The organism is Microbacterium sp. AG790 (assembly GCF_003634765.1).
Classification (GTDB): domain Bacteria; phylum Actinomycetota; class Actinomycetes; order Actinomycetales; family Microbacteriaceae; genus Microbacterium.
In genome coordinates this window covers 173,845-191,041 of sequence record NZ_RBWZ01000006.1, presented here as the reverse complement: position 1 = coordinate 191,041, position 17,197 = coordinate 173,845, and the positions used below count along the sequence as shown (strand labels likewise).

At 70.6% G+C, this 17,197-nt stretch carries 13 protein-coding genes; 6 read left to right on the top strand and 7 right to left on the bottom strand.

The genetic code is table 11. The features are described 5' to 3' along the window. Window position 1: 1 nt before the first annotated feature. Genes DEU37_RS01480 through DEU37_RS01470 form a run of 3 tightly spaced genes read left to right on the top strand, consistent with a single transcriptional unit; the run spans window position 2 to window position 4,867 of the window. Window positions 2–937 (top strand): carbohydrate ABC transporter permease, encoded by a 936-nt coding sequence (locus tag DEU37_RS01480; RefSeq protein WP_121188929.1) that lies wholly within the window; start codon window positions 2–4, stop codon window positions 935–937. Beyond that, window positions 934–1,794 carry a carbohydrate ABC transporter permease gene (locus DEU37_RS01475; RefSeq protein WP_121188928.1) on the top strand — a complete coding sequence of 287 codons (861 nt, stop codon included), beginning with the start codon at window positions 934–936 and terminating at the stop codon, window positions 1,792–1,794. The genes DEU37_RS01480 and DEU37_RS01475 overlap by 4 nt, the downstream gene beginning before the upstream one ends. Window positions 1,795–1,840: 46 nt before the next feature. Continuing rightward, window positions 1,841–4,867, top strand: coding sequence for a glycoside hydrolase family 38 C-terminal domain-containing protein (locus DEU37_RS01470; protein WP_121188927.1), 3,027 nt, complete (start codon window positions 1,841–1,843; stop codon window positions 4,865–4,867). A gap of 49 nt (window positions 4,868–4,916) precedes the next feature. On the opposite strand, the gene DEU37_RS01465 is transcribed toward DEU37_RS01470, so the two are convergent. The 6 genes from DEU37_RS01465 to DEU37_RS01440 all read right to left on the bottom strand — a co-directional run bounded on the left by DEU37_RS01465 (window position 4,917) and on the right by DEU37_RS01440 (window position 12,171). After that, entirely contained in the window at window positions 4,917–6,086 is a 1,170-nt protein-coding gene (locus tag DEU37_RS01465) for a thiolase family protein (protein WP_121188926.1), read from the bottom strand. 6 nt (window positions 6,087–6,092) lie between these two features. Further along, window positions 6,093–7,295: a bifunctional 2-methylcitrate synthase/citrate synthase gene (locus DEU37_RS01460; protein WP_121188925.1), complete on the bottom strand. Its 1,203-nt coding sequence runs from the start codon at window positions 7,293–7,295 to the stop codon at window positions 6,093–6,095. Window position 7,296: 1 nt separating this feature from the next. Further along, window positions 7,297–8,199, bottom strand: coding sequence for a methylisocitrate lyase (gene prpB, locus DEU37_RS01455; protein WP_121188924.1), 903 nt, complete (start codon window positions 8,197–8,199; stop codon window positions 7,297–7,299). After that, window positions 8,199–9,725: an MmgE/PrpD family protein gene (locus DEU37_RS01450; RefSeq protein ID WP_121188923.1), complete on the bottom strand. Its 1,527-nt coding sequence runs from the start codon at window positions 9,723–9,725 to the stop codon at window positions 8,199–8,201. The genes prpB and DEU37_RS01450 overlap by 1 nt, the downstream gene beginning before the upstream one ends. Then, a complete protein-coding gene (locus DEU37_RS01445; protein WP_016464152.1) occupies window positions 9,722–10,351 on the bottom strand; it encodes a GntR family transcriptional regulator in 630 nt (209 codons plus the stop codon). Before DEU37_RS01445 ends, DEU37_RS01450 begins: the two co-directional genes overlap by 4 nt. A 107-nt stretch (window positions 10,352–10,458) precedes the next feature. After that, window positions 10,459–12,171, bottom strand: coding sequence for a PucR family transcriptional regulator ligand-binding domain-containing protein (locus DEU37_RS01440; protein WP_310790667.1), 1,713 nt, complete (start codon window positions 12,169–12,171; stop codon window positions 10,459–10,461). A 73-nt stretch (window positions 12,172–12,244) separates the two neighbouring features. Here DEU37_RS01440 and DEU37_RS01435 point away from each other — a divergent pair, with 73 nt between their 5' ends. Genes DEU37_RS01435 through DEU37_RS01425 form a run of 3 tightly spaced genes read left to right on the top strand, consistent with a single transcriptional unit; the run spans window position 12,245 to window position 16,558 of the window. Then, window positions 12,245–13,732 carry a CoA-acylating methylmalonate-semialdehyde dehydrogenase gene (locus DEU37_RS01435; protein ID WP_005047778.1) on the top strand — a complete coding sequence of 496 codons (1,488 nt, stop codon included), beginning with the start codon at window positions 12,245–12,247 and terminating at the stop codon, window positions 13,730–13,732. Window positions 13,733–13,757: 25 nt separating this feature from the next. After that, a complete protein-coding gene (locus tag DEU37_RS01430; protein ID WP_121188921.1) occupies window positions 13,758–15,125 on the top strand; it encodes an aspartate aminotransferase family protein in 1,368 nt (455 codons plus the stop codon). Continuing rightward, window positions 15,122–16,558, top strand: coding sequence for an aminobutyraldehyde dehydrogenase (locus DEU37_RS01425; protein WP_121188920.1), 1,437 nt, complete (start codon window positions 15,122–15,124; stop codon window positions 16,556–16,558). The genes DEU37_RS01430 and DEU37_RS01425 overlap by 4 nt, the downstream gene beginning before the upstream one ends. Here DEU37_RS01425 and DEU37_RS01420 read toward each other — a convergent pair. After that, the gene (locus DEU37_RS01420) at window positions 16,539–17,168 is read right to left on the bottom strand and encodes a TetR/AcrR family transcriptional regulator (protein WP_005047783.1); all 630 of its coding nucleotides are present in this window, start codon (window positions 17,166–17,168) and stop codon (window positions 16,539–16,541) included. The genes DEU37_RS01425 and DEU37_RS01420 overlap by 20 nt on opposite strands. Window positions 17,169–17,197 lie beyond the last annotated feature (29 nt).

Here is a 17,197-nt window from a genome sequence, read left to right as displayed (position 1 = left end):
CATGTCGACGATCGCATCGTCGCCCCTGCGCTCGGCCCCCGACGGGGCCGAGCGCAGGCGGGGCGGCACCCTCCGTTCACTCTCCCGCTCCACACCGCTGATCCCCGCGATCATCCTGCTGGTGATCTTCCTCGTGGGACCGATGATCTTCGCGCTGTGGGGTTCGCTCACCAACGCCGCCCTCACCGGGTACCGCGCCGCGAAGCCGCAGTTCATCGGGTTCGACAACTACGTCTCGCTGTTCTCCGACCCCGATTTCTGGAGCTCGGTCGGCCTCACGCTGTCGTTCGTCTTCTTCTCGGCGATCATCGGCCAGAACGTGCTGGGAATGGCCCTCGCCGTGCTGACCCGTGCAGGTTCGAAAGCCCTGTCCACGGTCGTGAGCACACTCGTCGTCATCTCCTGGGTGCTCCCCGAGATCGTCGCCGCCTTCGCTCTCTACGCCTTCTTCTCCTCCGACGGCACGCTCAACGCGACGCTCACCTCACTCGGACTCGGCAGCGTCAGCTGGCTCATCGACTATCCGATGCTCGCCGTCATCCTCGCCAACATCTGGCGCGGAACGGCGTTCTCGATGCTCGTCTACAACGCGGCTCTCGCCGAAGTTCCTCCGGAGATCACGGAAGCGGCGCAGATCGACGGCACCAACTCGGTGCAGCGCTTCTTCCTCATCACGCTGCCGATGATCCGCCGCTCGATCGCCACGAACCTCATGCTGACCACCCTGCAGACCGTCGGCACGTTCGGTCTCATCTGGGTGATGACCGGTGGCGGTCCCGGCACGCGCAGCTCGACGCTTCCCGTTCTCGCCTACCAGGAGGCGTTCAAGTTCGCCCAGGTCGGCTACGGCACCGCGATCGCCGCCGTGACGATCGTGCTCGGCGCCGTCTTCGCGATCCTCTACATCAAGATCCTCAAGCCGGAGGTCGAATCATGAGCGTCGCCGCCATGAGCACCCTGACCGTCGACTCGCCGGTGCGCAACCGCGGCCGGTGGCTCGCGAACATCATCCTCGTCGTGCTCGGCATCATCTTCGTCGTGCCGATCGCGTGGATCGTGCTCTCGTCGATCAACCCGGCCGCGACGGTGTCGATGTCGATCCCCGACGGCGTGACGTTCGACAACTTCGCGCAGGTGCTGACGTTCAACCAGTCGTTCCTGCCGCTGTGGAACTCGGCGATCATCTCGTTCGGAACGGCCGCGCTCACCGTCGTCGTCGGCATCCTGGCCGCCTATCCGCTGTCGCGCTTCAACATGCGCTTCCAGCGCGGCTTCCTCTACAGCGTGCTCTTCGGCTCGTGCCTGCCGATCACCGCGCTCATGGTGCCGGTGTACGCGATGTTCGTGCAGCTGCGGCTGCTGGATTCGCTACTCGGCGTCGTGCTCTTCATGGCGGCGACCTCGCTGCCGATGGCGATCTGGATGCTGAAGAACTTCATGGACTCCGTGCCCGTGTCGCTCGAAGAGGCGGCATGGGTCGACGGCGCATCCCCGATGCGGGCGCTCGCGCAGATCGTGCTGCCGCTCATGCGTCCCGGCATCGGCGTCGTCTTCATCTTCGTGTTCACGCAGGCCTGGGGGAACTTCTTCGTCCCGTTCGTGCTCCTGTTCAGCGCCGAGAAGATGCCGGCATCCGTCGCCATCTTCCAGTTCTTCGGCAACCACGGCGCGGTTGCCTACGGCCAGCTCGCGGCCTTCGCGATGGTCTACTCCGTGCCGATCCTGGTGCTCTACCTGCTGATGCAGCGCCTGACGGGAAGCTCGTTCGCCCTCGCCGGCGGCGTCAAGGGCTGAGCCCTCCTTCCTCCTTCTCCCCTCCCCGTCCGGAAAGGACCTCCCCATGCACGACCGCAGTGCTCTCGCCCAGCTGCGCATCGACCGCTTCCTCCGTGAGCGGCTGACCGCGAACATCCACCGCACCACGGCCCCCCTCGACATCGAACTGTGGGAGGCGCCGGGCGAGCCGGTGTCCTTCGCCGAGGCGAGCGCCGCGGACTTCGCCCCGTTCGCCGTGGGACGCGCGTGGGGGCGCCCGTGGGGAACGACATGGCTGCGCGTGCGCGGCCATGTGCCGTCGTCGTGGCGGGATACCGACGGCTCGCTGCCGGCGGGCACGCGCGCCGAGCTGCTGGTCGACCTCGGCTTCACGAGCGGTCAGGTCGGCTTCCAGAGCGAGGCGATGGTGTGGACCACGGACGGGCGACCGCTGCGCGGCATCGCCCCCTTCAACAACGCCGTGACGGAGGCGATCGACGCCGACGGGCGCATCGACGTGTTCATCGAAGCGGCATCCAACCCCGACGTCGGCAGCCTCTTCACGTTCGAGCCGACGCCGCTGGGCGACCCGGCGACCGCCGGAACGGACCACATCTACCGTCTGCGACAGGTGGACGTGGCTCTTCGCGATCTCGAGGTCGCGGCGCTGCGTGCCGACACCGTCGCGCTGCACGGGCTGGCGCAGCAGCTGGATGCCGCGAGCCCGCGCCGTGCCGAGATCCTCGCGGGCCTCGAGGCGATGATCGACGCGGTGGACCCGGATGACGTCTCCGGCACCGCGGCCGCCGGTCGCGCCGTGCTCGCTCCGCTGCTGGCGCGCCCGGCTCACGCGAGTGCGCACACGCTGCACGCGGTCGCCCACGCCCACATCGACTCGGCGTGGCTGTGGCCGGTGCGCGAGACCGCACGCAAGGTCGCCCGCACCTTCTCCAACGTGCTCTCGCTCATGGACGAGGACCCCGACTACGTGTTCGCGAGCTCGTCCGCCCAGCAGTTCGCATGGGTCAAGCAGTACTACCCCGACCTGTACGCGCGCATCGTCGAGCGCGTGCGAGAGGGACGCTTCATCCCCGTCGGGAGCATGTGGGTGGAATCCGACACCAACATGCCGGGCGGTGAGGCGCTGGCGCGCCAGTTCGTCGCCGGCAAGGGCTTCTTCCAGCGCGAGTTCGGCATCGACACTCCAGAGGTCTGGCTGCCCGATTCGTTCGGCTACACCGGCGCGCTGCCGCAGATCGCGAAGGCCGCCGGCGCGCGCTGGTTTCTCACCCAGAAGATCTCGTGGAACGAGACCAACCGCATGCCGCACCACACCTTCCAGTGGGAGGGCATCGACGGGACGCGGCTGTTCACCCACTTCCCGCCGGTCGACAAGTACAACTCCGACGTCTCCTCGGCCGACCTCGCCCACGCCGAGCGCAACTACGCCGACAAGGGGCGCGGCACGGTGTCGCTGCTGCCGTACGGATTCGGCGACGGCGGCGGCGGCCCGACGCGGGAGATGACGGCGGCCATCGCACGCGCCGCCTCGCTGGAGGGGTCGCCCCGGACCGTCCATTCCACGCCGGAGCGCTTCTTCACGACGGCCGAAGCGGAATACCCCGCCCCCGAGGTGTGGGCCGGAGAGCTCTATCTCGAGTTCCACCGCGGCACGTACACGAGTCAGCTGCCGACGAAGCAAGGCAACCGGCGCAGCGAGCATCTGCTCCGCGAAGCCGAGCTGTGGGCGACGACGGCCGCCGTGCGCGTCGGCACCCCCTATCCGGCGCAGCGCCTGGCCCGCATCTGGCAGACGGTGCTGCTGCAGCAGTTCCACGACATCCTGCCCGGCTCATCGATCGCCTGGGTCCACCGTGACGCGGAGCGCAACTATGCGGCCGTCGCCCGGGAGCTGGAGGAGATCATCGCCGACAGCCTCGCAGCGATCGCCGGCACGGGGCCGCATCTGCTCGCCGTCAACGCGGCGCCGCACGAGCGGTCCGGCGCTCCGGCGCTCGGCGCCGCGGCCGCGGCGCTCCCGGCATCCGTCACGCCCCGCGTCGACGAGGACGGATGGGTGCTCGACAACGGCATCGTCCGCGCCCGCATCGACGGCCGCGGCCTCGTCACCTCGCTGGTCGACCTCGCCTCGGGGCGAGAGGCCGTCGCCCCGGGCGGCGCGCTCGGACTGCCGCAGCTGCATCGCGACACCCCGACGCAGTGGGACGCGTGGGACATCGACGCCCACTACCGCCACCACGTGACCGATCTCGACGGCGCCGCCTCGATCGCCGTCGAGGCTGACGTGATCGTCGTCACGCGCACGTTCGGTGCGTCGCAGCTCGTCGAGCGCATCCGGCTCGACGAGGGATCGCGGGTGCTGTCGTTCGACCTCGACATCGACTGGCACGAGCAGCAGAAGCTGCTCAAGTTCGCGTTCCCGCTGGACGTGCACACCCACACCGCCGCCTCGGAGATCCAGTTCGGCCACATCGAACGCCCGATCCACACGAACACGTCGTGGGATGCCGCGCGCTTCGAGACCGTCGCCCATCGCTGGGTGCGGGTGGCCGAGCCCGACTTCGGTGTCGCGATCGTCAACGACTCGACCTACGGCCACGACATCACCCGCCAGGCGCGGGACGGCGGCGGCACGGTGACGACCGCGCGGCTGTCGCTCGTGCGCGGCGCACTGTTTCCCGACCCCACGCAGGATCAGGGTCGTCATCACCTGCACGTGGGAGTCGCGGTGGGCGCCGACGTCCAGACGGCGGTGCGGGAGGGCTACCGGGCGAACCTCCCGGTGCGGACGATCGAGGCGGACGTGACCGAGATCGCGCCGCTCGTGAGCGTGGACCACGAGGGCGTCGTCGTCGAAGCGGTCAAGCTCGCCGAGGATGGCAGCGGCGATGTCGTCGTGCGCCTCTATGAGGCCCTCGGCCGTCGTGCGGCGGCGCGCGTGAGCCTCGGGTTCGACGCGGCGAAGCTCACCCAGACGGATCTGCTGGAGCGCGAGATCGAGCCCACGTCGATCACCGCGGCTGACGCGACGCACGCTGACCTCGCGCTGCGGCCGTTCGAGATCGTCACCCTGCGGGTGCCGCGGGCGTAGTGCGTTTCGACTCGCTGCGCTCCTCGCGCAGCGAGTCGAAACGCCACCCCTACAGCCGTTCGATGATCGTGGCGTTGGCCATGCCGCCGCCCTCGCACATGGTCTGCAGCCCGTAGCGTCCCCCGGTGGCCTCGAGGTGCGCGAGAAGCGTGCCGAGCAGGCGCGTACCGCTGGAGCCGAGCGCGTGCCCGAGGGCGATCGCCCCTCCCCAGGGGTTGAGCTTGGCGGCATCCGCGCCGAGTTCGGCGGCCCACGCGAGCGGCACCGGGGCGAACGCCTCGTTGACCTCGTACGCGTCGAGATCGTCGATCGTCAGCCCGCTGCGCTCGAGCACGCGGCGCGTCGCGGGAATCGGGCCCGTCAGCATCATCAGGGGGTCGTCACCGACGACGGCGAAGGCATGGAAGCGCGCCCGCGGCGTCAGCCCCAGCTCGAGCGCCTTCTGCTCGCTCATGATGAGCACCGCGGAGGCACCGTCGGTCAGCGGCGAGGAGTTGCCCGGCGTGATCCGCCACGCGATCTCCGGGAAGCGCTCGGCCATCGCGTCCGTGCGGAAGGACGGCGCCAGCGCGGCCAGCCCCGCGACGGTGGTTCCCGCCCGCACCGTCTCGTCGACCTCGACACCGTCGATGGACAGCACCTGCGAGGAGAACCTCCCCTGGGCCTGCGCTTCGGCGGCGCGTTCGTGCGACTCGGCGGCGAACGCGTCGAGCTCCTCGCGCGAGAATCCCCACCGCGCCGCGATCAGCTCGGCCGACACGCCCTGGTTGACGAGCCCGTCGGGATAGCGGGCGTGCAGGCCCGGCGAGAACGGCGAGCCGGCCACCGACGCCGCGACCCCGAGCGGCACGCGGCTCATGGATTCGACGCCGCCGGCGATGACGATGTCGTACTGGCCGGCCATGACACCCTGCGCCGCGAACTGCGCCGCCTGCTGACTCGACCCGCACTGCCGATCGATCGTCGTCGCCGGAACCCGCTCATCGAATCCCGCGGCGAGCACCGCCTGACGCGCGATGTTCATCGTCTGCGCACCCACCTGGCTGACGCAGCCGAGCAGCACGTCGTCGATCTGCGCCGATTCCAGGCCGTTGCGCTCGAGCGTCGCCCGCAGCACGGAGGCGGCGAGGTCCACGGGATGGATGCCGCTGAGGGCGCCACCGGGCTTGCCGCGGCCGGACGGGGTGCGGACGGCGTCGACGATGACGGCGGAACGCATGAGCGCTCAGCCCTCGGCTTCGGCGGCGCGCAGCGAAATCGTCGAGGTGCCGGCCTCGTCGACGAACCCCTCGATGTGACGCTCGTCCACGCCGCTGTAGGCCGACAGCGGACGGATGAGCGCGTTGGATGCCGCCTGCTCCATGATGTGCGCCGTCCACCCGACGACCCGCGCCGCGACGAACAGCGGGGTGAAGGTCAGGGTGTCGAAGCCCATCAGGTTGTACGCGGGACCCGACGGGTAGTCGAGGTTCGGGTAGATGCCCTTGCGGGCGACGAACTCGCGCTCCAGCGTCGCGTAGAGCGCCTCGACATCGGGGCGGTCGTAGTAGGCGATGAGCGTGTCGAGGGCGGCCTTCATCGTCGGCACGCGCGAGTCGCCGTGCTTGTAGACGCGGTGACCGAAGCCCATGATCTTGCGCTTGTCGGCGAGGGCTCGATCAAGCCAGGGCGCCACGTTGTCGGCATCGCCGATCTCGTCGAAGATGTGCAGCACAGCTTCGTTCGCACCGCCGTGCAGCGGTCCCTTGAGCGCACCGATCGCACCGACCACGGCCGAGTACAGGTCGCTGAGGGTCGAGGTGATGACCCGCGCCGTGAAGGTCGACGCGTTGAACGAGTGCTCCGCGTACAGGATCATCGAGCGGTTGAACGCGTCGACGACCACCGGGTCGAACTCCTCGCCGAAGGTCATCCACAGGAAGTTCGCCGCGTAGTCGAGGTCGTCGCGCGGGGCGATGAGCTCCTGTCCGCGGCGACGACGCTGACCGTACGCGACGATCGCGGGGAGGGCGGCGAACAGACGGATGCTGCGGGCCAGGTTCTCCTCGCGAGAGCCGCTCGCGTCGAGCACCGACCCGGTGCCGGCGAGATCGCGCGCACCGAGGACGCTCACGGCCGAGCGCGCCTCGTCCATCGGATGCGCATCCATCGGGGTCAGGTCGATGACGGCCCTGACGTCGTCGGCGAGCGCCCGGTGCTGCCGCTCGGTCGCGCGCAGCTCGGCGAGCTGGTCGTCGGTGGGAAGCTCGCCGTTCCACAGCAGGTACGCGACCGCTTCGGCGGACTGCGTGGCGGCCAGCTCGTGCACGGGGTAGCCGCGGTAGAGCAGTGAGTTCGTCTCCGGGTTGACCTTGCTGATGGCGGTCGCATCGGCGACGACACCGGCGAGGCCCTTGTGGATCTGGGGCTGGATCTGCTGGTCGCTCATGTCACTCCTTCGTGATCTGGAAGTTGAAGACGTCCGAGTCGAAATGGTTGTACGACTCGTAGTCGATCAGGTCGTACAGGTCGGCGCGGTGCTGCATCTCGCCCAGACGCGAGGTCAGATGCCCCTCGTCGTTCAGCGTATCCAGCGCACGGGATGCCGCGCCCATCGCGATCCGCAGCAACGAGACGGGCCAGATGACGATCTGCACGCCCGCGCCCCGGAGCTGGTCCACGGTGAACAGGTCGCTCTTGCCGAACTCGGTCATGTTCGCCAGCACCGGCACGTCGACGGCGGCGCACACGGCCGCGAACTCGCTCAGGTCGCGCATCGCCTCGGGGAAGATCGCGTCGGCCCCGGCATCCACGAGCGCCTTGGCGCGATCGATGGCGGCGTCCAGGCCTTCGACGGCACGGATGTCGGTGCGCGCCATGATGAGGAAGTTCGGGTCGCGGCGGGCGTCGACCGCGGCGCGGATGCGCTGGAGGGCGGTGCCGGTGTCGACGACCTGCTTGCCGTCGAGGTGACCGCAGCGCTTCGGATTCACCTGGTCTTCGATGTGGGTGCCCGCCAGCCCCGCATCTTCCAGGGTCTGGATGGTGCGGGCGACGTTCATCGGCTCGCCGAAGCCGGTGTCGGCGTCGATGATCGCGGGAAGCTCGGTCATGCGGGCGATCTGCTGACCGCGCCCGGCAACCTCCGTCAGCGTCGTCAGGCCGATGTCGGGAAGGCCGAGGTCGGCGCTCAACACGGCCCCGGAGATGTAGACGCCTTCGAAGCCCTTCTGCTCGATGAGCCGCGCCGACAGGGGATTGAACGCGCCGGGAAAGCGCACGAACTCCCCCGCACGCAGACGCTCGCGCAGGACGCGCCGCTTCTCGGATGCCGGGGTCTGGCTGTACAGCATCAGAACAGCCCCTTCGGGCTCGCCGCCGTGGCCAGCACGCCGTCGCGGCCGACGATGTTGAGCTCCCGCACCTCGTCGGCGGTCAGGTCGGGCAGCCGCTCGGCGAGGGCGAGGAACCGCTCGATCTCGGCCGGGGCGAGCACGGGCTCGGCGAGCAGGCGGAACTTGCGCACGTAGTCGGCGCGGGCGAACGGGCGCGCCCCGAGCGGATGGGCGTCCGCGACGGCGATCTCGTCGACGAGCGTCGAGCCGTCCGTGAGTCGGATCTCCACGCGGCCGCCGAACGCCTTCTCGTCCGGGTCTTCGGAGTGGTAGCGACGCGTCCACTCGGCATCCTCCGCCGTCGTGATCTTGTGCCACAGCGCCACCGTGTCTTCGCGGGCGGCGCGAGCGGGCAGGTACGAGTCGACGTGGTGCCAGCCGCCGTCTTGCAGCGCGACGGCGAAGATGTACGGGATCGAGTGGTCGAGGGTCTCGCGGGAGGCCTGGGGGTCGTACTTCTGCGGATCGTTCGCTCCCGAGCCGATCACGTAGTGGGTGTGGTGGCTCGTGTGCAGCACGATGCTCTCCACCTTCGCCGGGTCGGCGAGCTCGGGGTGGCTGCCGTGGAGCTTTCGGGCCAGGTCGATCCACGCCTGCGCCTGATACTCGGCGGAGTGCTCCTTCGTGTAGGAGTCGAGGATCGCACGCTTGGGCTCGCCGGGCGCGGGAAGCGGAACGTCGTACGCGGCATCCTTGCCATCGAGCATCCATGCGATGACGCCGTCCTCGCCTTCGTAGATCGGCGACGGGGAGGTCTGCCCGCGCATCGCCCGGTCGACGGCTTCGACCGCCATCTTGCCGGCGAAGGCGGGGGCGTGCGCCTTCCACGTGGAGATCTCGCCCTTGCGGGACTGACGAGTGGCCGTGGTCGTGTGCAGCGCCTGCGCGACGGCCTGGGCGATGGTGTCGGCGTCGAGCCCGAGCAGGGTGCCGATGCCGGCGGCCGCCGACGGACCGAGGTGCGCGACGTGGTCGATCTTGTGCTTGTGCAGGCTGATGGCGCGCACGAGGTCCATCTGGATCTCGTAGCCGGTCGCGATGGCGCGCACCAGGGCCGCGCCGTCGACGCCGACATGCTGGGCGACGGCGAGGATCGGCGGGATGTTGTCGCCCGGGTGCGAGTACTCCGCGGCGAGGAAGGTGTCGTGGTAGTCGAGCTCGCGCACGGCCACCCCGTTCGCCCACGCCGCCCACTCGGGACTGGTGCGCACCTCGTTCGGCTCGCCGAACACCGTCGCACCCGAACCTCCCCGCGAGACCGGGTGGTCGAGGGCCTGGGCGCGCGCCGCGGTGACGGGGCCCCGGGTGAGCGATGCCGCCGCCACGGACGCATTGTCGATGAGGCGGTTGATGATCATCTCGACGACGGCGGGCTCGACGGCGACCGGGTCGGCGGCGACCTCGGCGATCTTGTGTGCGAGCTGGTCTTCGCGGGCGAGGTTCTCTTCGCTCCGGTGCACACGGACGTGGTGGATGACGGTCATGGGGTTCCTTCCAACGAGGCGAGGATGGCGACGAGCGCGTTGTGCAAGTGGACGTGGGTGGCGTGCGCGGCGAGCTCCGCGTCGCCTGCGGCGACGGCGGATGCGATCAGGCGGTGCTCGGCGACGGATGCCGCGAGCCGCGCCGGATTGTCGCGCGCGAGCCGGCGGACCCGGACGAGGTGGGTGCGCACGGTCTTCAGGGCCGCGGTCAGGTAGTCGTTGGCGACGGCCGCGTCGAGCGTTTCGTCGAAGCGCGCGATGAGCGCGTAGTAGGCGTCGGGGTCGGCGGCGGCATCCGTGCGGGCGAACTCACCGGCCAACGCTGCGAACAGCGCTCCCTCTGCCCCGCCGGCGGCGAGGCGCGCGGCCGTCTCCTCCAGGGCGCGGCGCACCTCGAAGAGCTCGCGGATGTCGCCGGCATCGATGTCGCTGACCACCGTGAGGCGCGGCGACGGCTGCACGACGAGGCCGTCGGCGAGGAGGCGCCCGAGTGCTTCGCGCAGCGGCGTGCGGCTGACGCCCAGGCGGACGGACTGCTCGACTTCGGCGAGCACCGTGCCGGGCGCCAGATCGCCGGACTGGATCTCGTCGAGGAGCACCCGGTAGGCACGGTCACTGGCACGCACGCGGTCTCCTCTCGACACCCATAGTGTATACATCAGCGAGGCTGCGAGGAAGAGATGACCACTTTCGGCGCCCTAATGCATACAGAAGGCGCCAACCGCGTGCGGATTCACCCGGCCGCGTGCAGCCGATGGGTCAGCACGGCGACATGGAGAGCTGCGACCTGCTCCCCATCGTCGAAATCGACGCCGAGAAGGTCTTCGAGCAGGGCGATGCGCTGATAGAACACAGACCGCGACAGGTGCGCCGCTTCGGCGGCCGCCGTGCGGTTGGACGGATGCGCGAGCAGCGCCGTCAGCACCTCGAGAAGGTCGCCGCCCCGAGCGCGACCGTCGGCCAGCACCGGATCGAGCATCCGCTCCGCGTGCGCGACGAGGCGATGATCGTCGCGCAGCGCCGCCACCACCCGGGTGAGGGGACGCTCGGCCACGCGCCGGCCGTCCGCGCCGCGGCGGGAAGCACCGCGCAAGCTGTCGTCGGCACCGACGAGGTCGATCGTCTCGCGAAGGCCCGCGACGAGCGTTCCGACCGCGCGCTCGTACGCGGCCGCGGGCTCGAGCGCGGGGATGACCGCGCCCGGGCCGAGCACGACCCGCGCCCGCGCCGACGTCGACCCCGCCCGCAAGGCGTCTTCGAGTGCGACGGCGAAGGCGTCGGCACGGTTGTCGGCAGCGCTCGTCGCGCGGCCCGCGACCGCCAGGATCAGCGGCGTGCGCACCAGCGCCGACCCGTCGTCGAGGGTCGTGCTCGTGCCGCACACGACCCGCGCGCCGACCGCCGCGGCGGCGATGTCGGCGGCGGCCGCGACCGTGACCGCGTCGCCGCCCCGGCCCGACGACACGAGGGCGACCGCCGCGAAGGCCACCGTGCCGACGAGGGGCATGCCCGCGGCATCCAATCGCGCCGCCACCGCGGACAGGCTGGTGAATCGTCCGTCGATCAGCGCGTCGACCACGCGCCGACGCCCCAGCCGCGACCACTCCTCGCCGCCGGGATCGGCGAGCCTGCCGAGGGCGAGCGCGGTGGCCGCCTGCTCGAGCACGGCGTCGCGTCCGGCGAGGTGGGCGGCGCCGGGCAGCGCCACGAGCCATCCCCAGCGGATGCCGCGGGCCTCCACCGGCACGATCGTGCGCCCCTCCCGGTCGGGTGCCGAGGCGGCGGCGCGGGACCGACGCGCCCAGTCGCGGAGCGTGCGGGTCTCGGTGGCACCGCCGACGTGGGCGACGACGACCTCGTGTCCGACGCTCTCCAAGACCACCGGGGCGGCCAGTGTGAGACCGACCTGCTCGACGATGAACTCCGTCGGCGCCCCGCGCAGCGCAAGTCCCGTGAACAGGGTGCGCACCGCGTCGCGGGCCTCCAGAGCCGCCGTCTGGTCGGCGATGATCCGGCGGTGCACGGCCTCGGTGATGGTGACGAACTTCACCTCTCGGTGCAGCACGATCAGCGCGATGTCGGCGCTGCGTGCGGCATCGGCCAGCACCGCCGGCACGTAGCGGTAGTGGGCGCCCAGCTCGAGCACGATGCCCGCAGCGCCCACCTCGGCCAGCTGCGCGACGAAGTGCGCCAGCCGTCGCGGATCGTCCGGCCATCCCGAACCGGTGGACAGGAGCAGCTCTCCGCCTTCGAGCAGCCGCGCGACATCCGCGCTGTCGGAGACGTGCACCCAGCGCACGGGCGCCTCCAACGCGGCTCCGCCGACGACGACGACGACCGGCGCGCCGGGCGCGAAGGCGTCGAGGGCCAGCACCTCGGAGACGGTCGGCAGAACGGCGGCCGGACGTTCTGTCCGAGAACCGTCCACATCGCGACGATCAGACACCTGCGTCTCCCCCCTGTGCTCCGTCAGCATAAGCATGTCACGACCCGGTCGAACTGTCCGAACAGGAGCACTCATGGACCTCATCCGTCATCACATCGCCGGCCAGTCCGTCGGATCGACCGAACGCACCGGCCCCGTCTACGACCCCGCGACCGGTGCCGTGCAGGCCGAGGTCGCCTTCGCGTCGACCGCCGAGACGGATGCCGCGATCGCGGCGGCCGCGGCGGCGCTGCCGGCCTGGCGCGCGACGAGCCTCATCAAGCGGGCGGACGTCTTCTTCCGCCTCCGCCACCTGCTGGTCGAACGCGCCGACGAGCTGGCCGCGATCATCACCGCCGAGCACGGCAAGGTGCTCTCGGATGCGAAGGGCGAGATCAGCCGCGGCATCGAGAACGTCGAGTTCGCCGCCGGGCTCGTGCACCTGCTGAAGGGCGAGCATGCCGAACAGGTGTCGCGGGGCGTCGACGTGCACTCGGTGAAGCAGCCGGTGGGCGTCGTGGGCGCGATCACCCCGTTCAACTTCCCGGTGATGGTGCCGCTGTGGATGACGGCATCCGCCATCGCCTGCGGCAACACAGTGGTCCTCAAGCCGAGCGAGAAGGACCCCTCCGCCGCCCTCTTCCTGGCGCGTCTGTACGAGGAGGCGGGCCTTCCCGCCGGTGTCCTCAACGTCGTGCACGGCGACAAGGTGGCCGTCGACGCGATCCTCGACTCCCCCACCGTCCGTGCCGTCAGCTTCGTCGGCTCGACCCCGATCGCCCGCTCGATCTACGAGCGGGCCGCCGCGGCCGGCAAGCGCGTTCAGGCCCTCGGCGGCGCGAAGAACCACATGGTCGTCATGCCCGACGCCGATCTGGATGCCGCGGCCGACGCCGCCGTCTCGGCCGCCTACGGGTCGGCCGGTGAGCGCTGCATGGCCGTCTCGGTCCTCGTCGCGGTCGGAGACGACGTCGCCGACGCCCTCGTGGCGAAGGTCGCGGAGCGCATCGCCGGGCTGACCATCGGGCCGGGCACGGATGCCGCGAGCGAGATGGGACCGCTCATCACCCGCGAGCACCGCGACAAGGTGGCCTCGTACGTCGCCGGCGCCGCCGCGGAGGGCGCGACGGTCGTCGTCGACGGCACCGCACAGCGCTTCGAGGGCGATGGCTTCTTCATCGGCGTCTCGCTCGTCGACCGGGTCGCCCCCGGCATGAAGGTCTACGACGAGGAGATCTTCGGCCCCGTGCTCTCCGTCGCCCGCGTCGCGACGTACGACGAGGCGGTCGCTCTCATCAACGCGAGTCCGTTCGCGAACGGCACCGCGGTGTTCACGCGCGACGGCGGCACCGCCCGCCAGTTCGAGTTCGACATCGAAGTCGGTATGGTCGGCATCAACGTGCCGATCCCGGTGCCGGTGGGCGCGTTCTCGTTCGGCGGGTGGCGCAACTCCCTGTTCGGCGATTCGCACATCTACGGCCCGGAGTCGATCCACTTCTACACGCGGAGCAAGGTCGTGACGACCCGCTGGCCCGACCCCAGCGAGAGCCAGATCAGCCTCGGCTTCCCGAGCAACCACTGAGTCCGCGGCATCCGGAGGAGACATCATGAGCACCATCGACCCGATCGCCGACCCGGCGGCCGACGCCGCCGTCCGCGGCGACGACCGCAGCCACGTCTTCCACTCGTGGAGCGCGCAGGCGCTCATCGACCCGCTGCCGGTCGCGGGAGGCGAAGGCGCGACGTTCTGGGACTACGCGGGAACCCGCTACCTCGACTTCTCGTCGCAGCTGGTGAACCTCAACCTCGGCCACCAGCATCCCGACCTCGTCGCGGCGATCCAGGAGCAGGCGGGGCGGCTGGCCACGATCCAGCCGTCGATGGCCAACGCCACGCGCGGCGAACTGGCGCGCCGCATCAGCGAGATCGCTCCCGACGGCTTCTCGAAGGTGTTCTTCACCAACGGCGGGGCCGATGCCAACGAGAACGCGGTCCGGATGGCGCGCCTGGTCACCGGCAAGCGCAAGGTGCTGGCGATGTACCGCAGCTATCACGGCAACACCTCGACCGCGATCACCCTCACGGGCGACCCGCGCCGGTGGGCCAACGAGCCGGCCGACGCCTCGGTCGTGCATTTCTTCGGCCCGTACGCCTACCGGTCGCCGTTCCACGCGGACTCGCAGGAGCAGGAGGCCGAGCGTGCGCTCGCCCATCTCGAGCAGACGATCATCCTGGAAGGCGCCTCGACCATCGGCGCCATCATCATCGAGTCGGTCGTCGGCACCAACGGCGTGCTGATCCCGCCGCCGGGCTACCTGCCGGGAGTGCGCGAGCTCTGCGACCGCTACGGCATCGTCTACATCGCCGACGAGGTCATGGTCGGCTTCGGGCGCCTGGGCACCTGGTGGGGGTTTGAGAACTTCGACGTCGTGCCCGACCTCATCACCTTCGCGAAGGGCGTGAACTCGGGCTACGTGCCGCTGGGCGGCGTCGTCATCTCCGACCGGATCGCCGCGCACTTCGACACGGTCTCCTTCCCGGGAGGGCTGACCTACTCCGGCCACCCGCTGGCCTGCGCCCCGGGTGTGGCGACCTTCGAGGTCTTCCGCCGCGACGGCATCCTGGAGCGCGTCCGCGACCTCGGCGAGCGCGTCGTGCGCCCGCGACTGGAGCAGATGGCCGAGCGGCATCCGTCGGTCGGGGAGGTCCGCGGTCTGGGCCTGTTCTGGGCGATCGAGCTCGTGCGCGACCGGCACAGTCGCGAGCCGCTCGTGCCGTTCAACGCGTCGGGGGCGGATGCCGCCCCGATGGCCGCGTTCGCGGCGGCGTGCAAGAAGGCGGGCCTGTGGCCGTTCACGCACTTCAACCGCGTGCACGTGGCGCCGCCGCTGATCATCTCGGAGGACGATCTGGTGCGCGGCCTCGACGTCATCGACCGCGCGCTGGAGGTCACCGACGCCGAGGTGGCGTCGTGACCGCGTCGACAGCGGTGCTCCGCAACATCATCGACGGCGTGCCGGTCGCGTCATCGGGTGCGACTCTGCCGCTCGTGAGCCCCGTGACCGGCGAGGTCTACGGCCACGCTCCGGTCTCGACGGCGGCGGAGGTGGATGCCGCGTTCGCGGCGGCATCCCGCGCCTTCGACACGTGGAAGCGGACGACGCCCGCCCAGCGCCAACTGCTGCTGTTCCGCCTCGCGGATGCGCTGGAGGCGCACGCGGAGGAGTTCGCCGATCTGGAGTCGCAGGACACCGGCAAGCCGCGCGCGAGCCTCGTCGCCGACGAGATCGTGCAGTCGGTGGACCAGCTCCGCTTCTTCGCGGGCGCGGCCCGCGACCTCGACGGGCGGGCGGCGGCGGAGTACGCGGAGGGTTTCACGTCGTACGTCCGCCGCGAGCCGATCGGCGTGGTCGCGCAGGTGACGCCGTGGAACTACCCGCTGAACATGGCGGTGTGGAAGATCGGTCCTGCCCTCGCGGCGGGCAACACCGTCGTGCTGAAGCCGAGCGAGACGACGCCGCAGACCACGGTGCGCCTCGCCGAGCTCGCCGCCGAGATCCTTCCCGCGGGGGTTCTCAACGTCGTGCTCGGCGATCGGGAGACCGGTCGGATGCTGGTCGAGCACCCCACCCCGCAGCTCGTCGCGATCACCGGCTCGGTGCGCGCCGGGATGCAGGTGGCCGCCTCGGCCGCGCGGGACCTCAAGCGCGTGCACCTCGAGCTCGGCGGCAAAGCGCCGGCGCTCGTGTTCGCCGACGCCGACCTCGATCGGGCCGCGCGCGGCATCGTGGAGGCCGCGTTCTTCAACGCCGGCCAGGACTGCACGGCCGCGACGCGCGTGCTCGTGGATGCCGCGGTGCACGACGAGCTGATCGCGAAGCTCGTCGCCCACACCCGCGATCACGCGAAGACGGGCGCGCCGGATGACCCTGAGGCCTTCTTCGGCCCGGTGAACAACCCCGACCAGCTCGCGCGGGTGCAGCGGTTCGTCGACCGGCTGCCGTCGCACGCGTCGATCGCGATCGGCGGGCGCCGGCAGGGCGACACCGGCTGCTTCTTCGAGGCGACGATCGTCACCGGCGTCCGCCAGGACGACGAGGTCGTGCAGCAGGAGATCTTCGGCCCGGTGCTCACGGTGCAGCCGTTCACGTCGGAGGAGGACACGCTCGCGCTGGCCAACGGGGTGCCGTACGCACTCGCGGCATCCGTCTGGACCCGCGAGCACGCGCGAGCGCTGCGGTTCTCGCGCGACCTCGACTTCGGCTGCGTCTGGATCAACGCGCACATCCCGTTCGTCTCCGACATGCCCCACGGCGGCTTCAAGCACTCCGGGTACGGCAAGGACCTCTCGGTCTACGGCTTCGAGGACTACACCCGCCTCAAGCACGTCATGGCGAGTCTGGACTGAACGCACCGACCTCGACGCCGAGCAGTCCCGCCGCGGCACGGAGCACGGGCGACACCGGATCGATACCCGCGCCCCAGCCGACGAGGCCGTGCGCGCCGAGTCCGTCGATCATGGCGAGCAGGTGCCAGGCCAGCGGTTCTGCGTCACCCGCCGGGATGACGCCGGCCGCCATCCCCCGAGAGACCTCCTCCGCGATCAGCGCACGCCAGGCGTCCATCGCCGCGCGCACCCGCTCGGCGAGCGGAGCGTTGCGCGTGCCCAGTGCCCACGCCTGCACCCAGACGAGGGTGACGTCGCGGCGTGCGGGATCCAGCGTCGTCCGCAGCAGCGCGCCGATCCGCACGGGAGCGGCAGCGTCGGGAAGCAACGCCCGCACCTCCTCGAGCTCGCCGGCGACGATGTCGAAGAAGGTGTCGGCGACCAGGTCGTCCATGCTCGGGATGTAGTGGGCGACCAACCCCGAGGCCACGCCGATGCGCGTCGCGACAGCACGCAGCGTCACGGCATCCAGCCCGTCGGCGAGCGCGAGTTCGCGCGCAGCGCCCGCGATCTGCTCCCGGCGCTGCTCGGCGCTCAATCGTGCGCGCCCGGTGGTTGACGTCTGCGGCATCGGCTCGCTACCCTCCGATGAGTTGATCA

What these genes read in the sequence shown, in the direction of transcription:
- DEU37_RS01480 (WP_121188929.1), top strand. Translation starts at nt 2, where the DNA reads ATGTCGACGATCGCATCGTCGCCCCTGCGCTCGGCCCCCGACGGGGCC.
- DEU37_RS01475 (WP_121188928.1), top strand. Translation starts at nt 934, where the DNA reads ATGAGCGTCGCCGCCATGAGCACCCTGACCGTCGACTCGCCGGTGCGC.
- DEU37_RS01465 (WP_121188926.1), bottom strand. Translation starts at nt 6,086, where the DNA reads ATGCGTTCCGCCGTCATCGTCGACGCCGTCCGCACCCCGTCCGGCCGC.
- DEU37_RS01460 (WP_121188925.1), bottom strand. Translation starts at nt 7,295, where the DNA reads ATGAGCGACCAGCAGATCCAGCCCCAGATCCACAAGGGCCTCGCCGGT.
- DEU37_RS01430 (WP_121188921.1), top strand. Translation starts at nt 13,758, where the DNA reads ATGAGCACCATCGACCCGATCGCCGACCCGGCGGCCGACGCCGCCGTC.
- DEU37_RS01450 (WP_121188923.1), bottom strand. Translation starts at nt 9,725, where the DNA reads ATGACCGTCATCCACCACGTCCGTGTGCACCGGAGCGAAGAGAACCTC.
- DEU37_RS01470 (WP_121188927.1), top strand. Translation starts at nt 1,841, where the DNA reads ATGCACGACCGCAGTGCTCTCGCCCAGCTGCGCATCGACCGCTTCCTC.
- DEU37_RS01435 (WP_005047778.1), top strand. Translation starts at nt 12,245, where the DNA reads ATGGACCTCATCCGTCATCACATCGCCGGCCAGTCCGTCGGATCGACC.
- DEU37_RS01420 (WP_005047783.1), bottom strand. Translation starts at nt 17,168, where the DNA reads ATGCCGCAGACGTCAACCACCGGGCGCGCACGATTGAGCGCCGAGCAG.
- prpB (WP_121188924.1), bottom strand. Translation starts at nt 8,199, where the DNA reads ATGCTGTACAGCCAGACCCCGGCATCCGAGAAGCGGCGCGTCCTGCGC.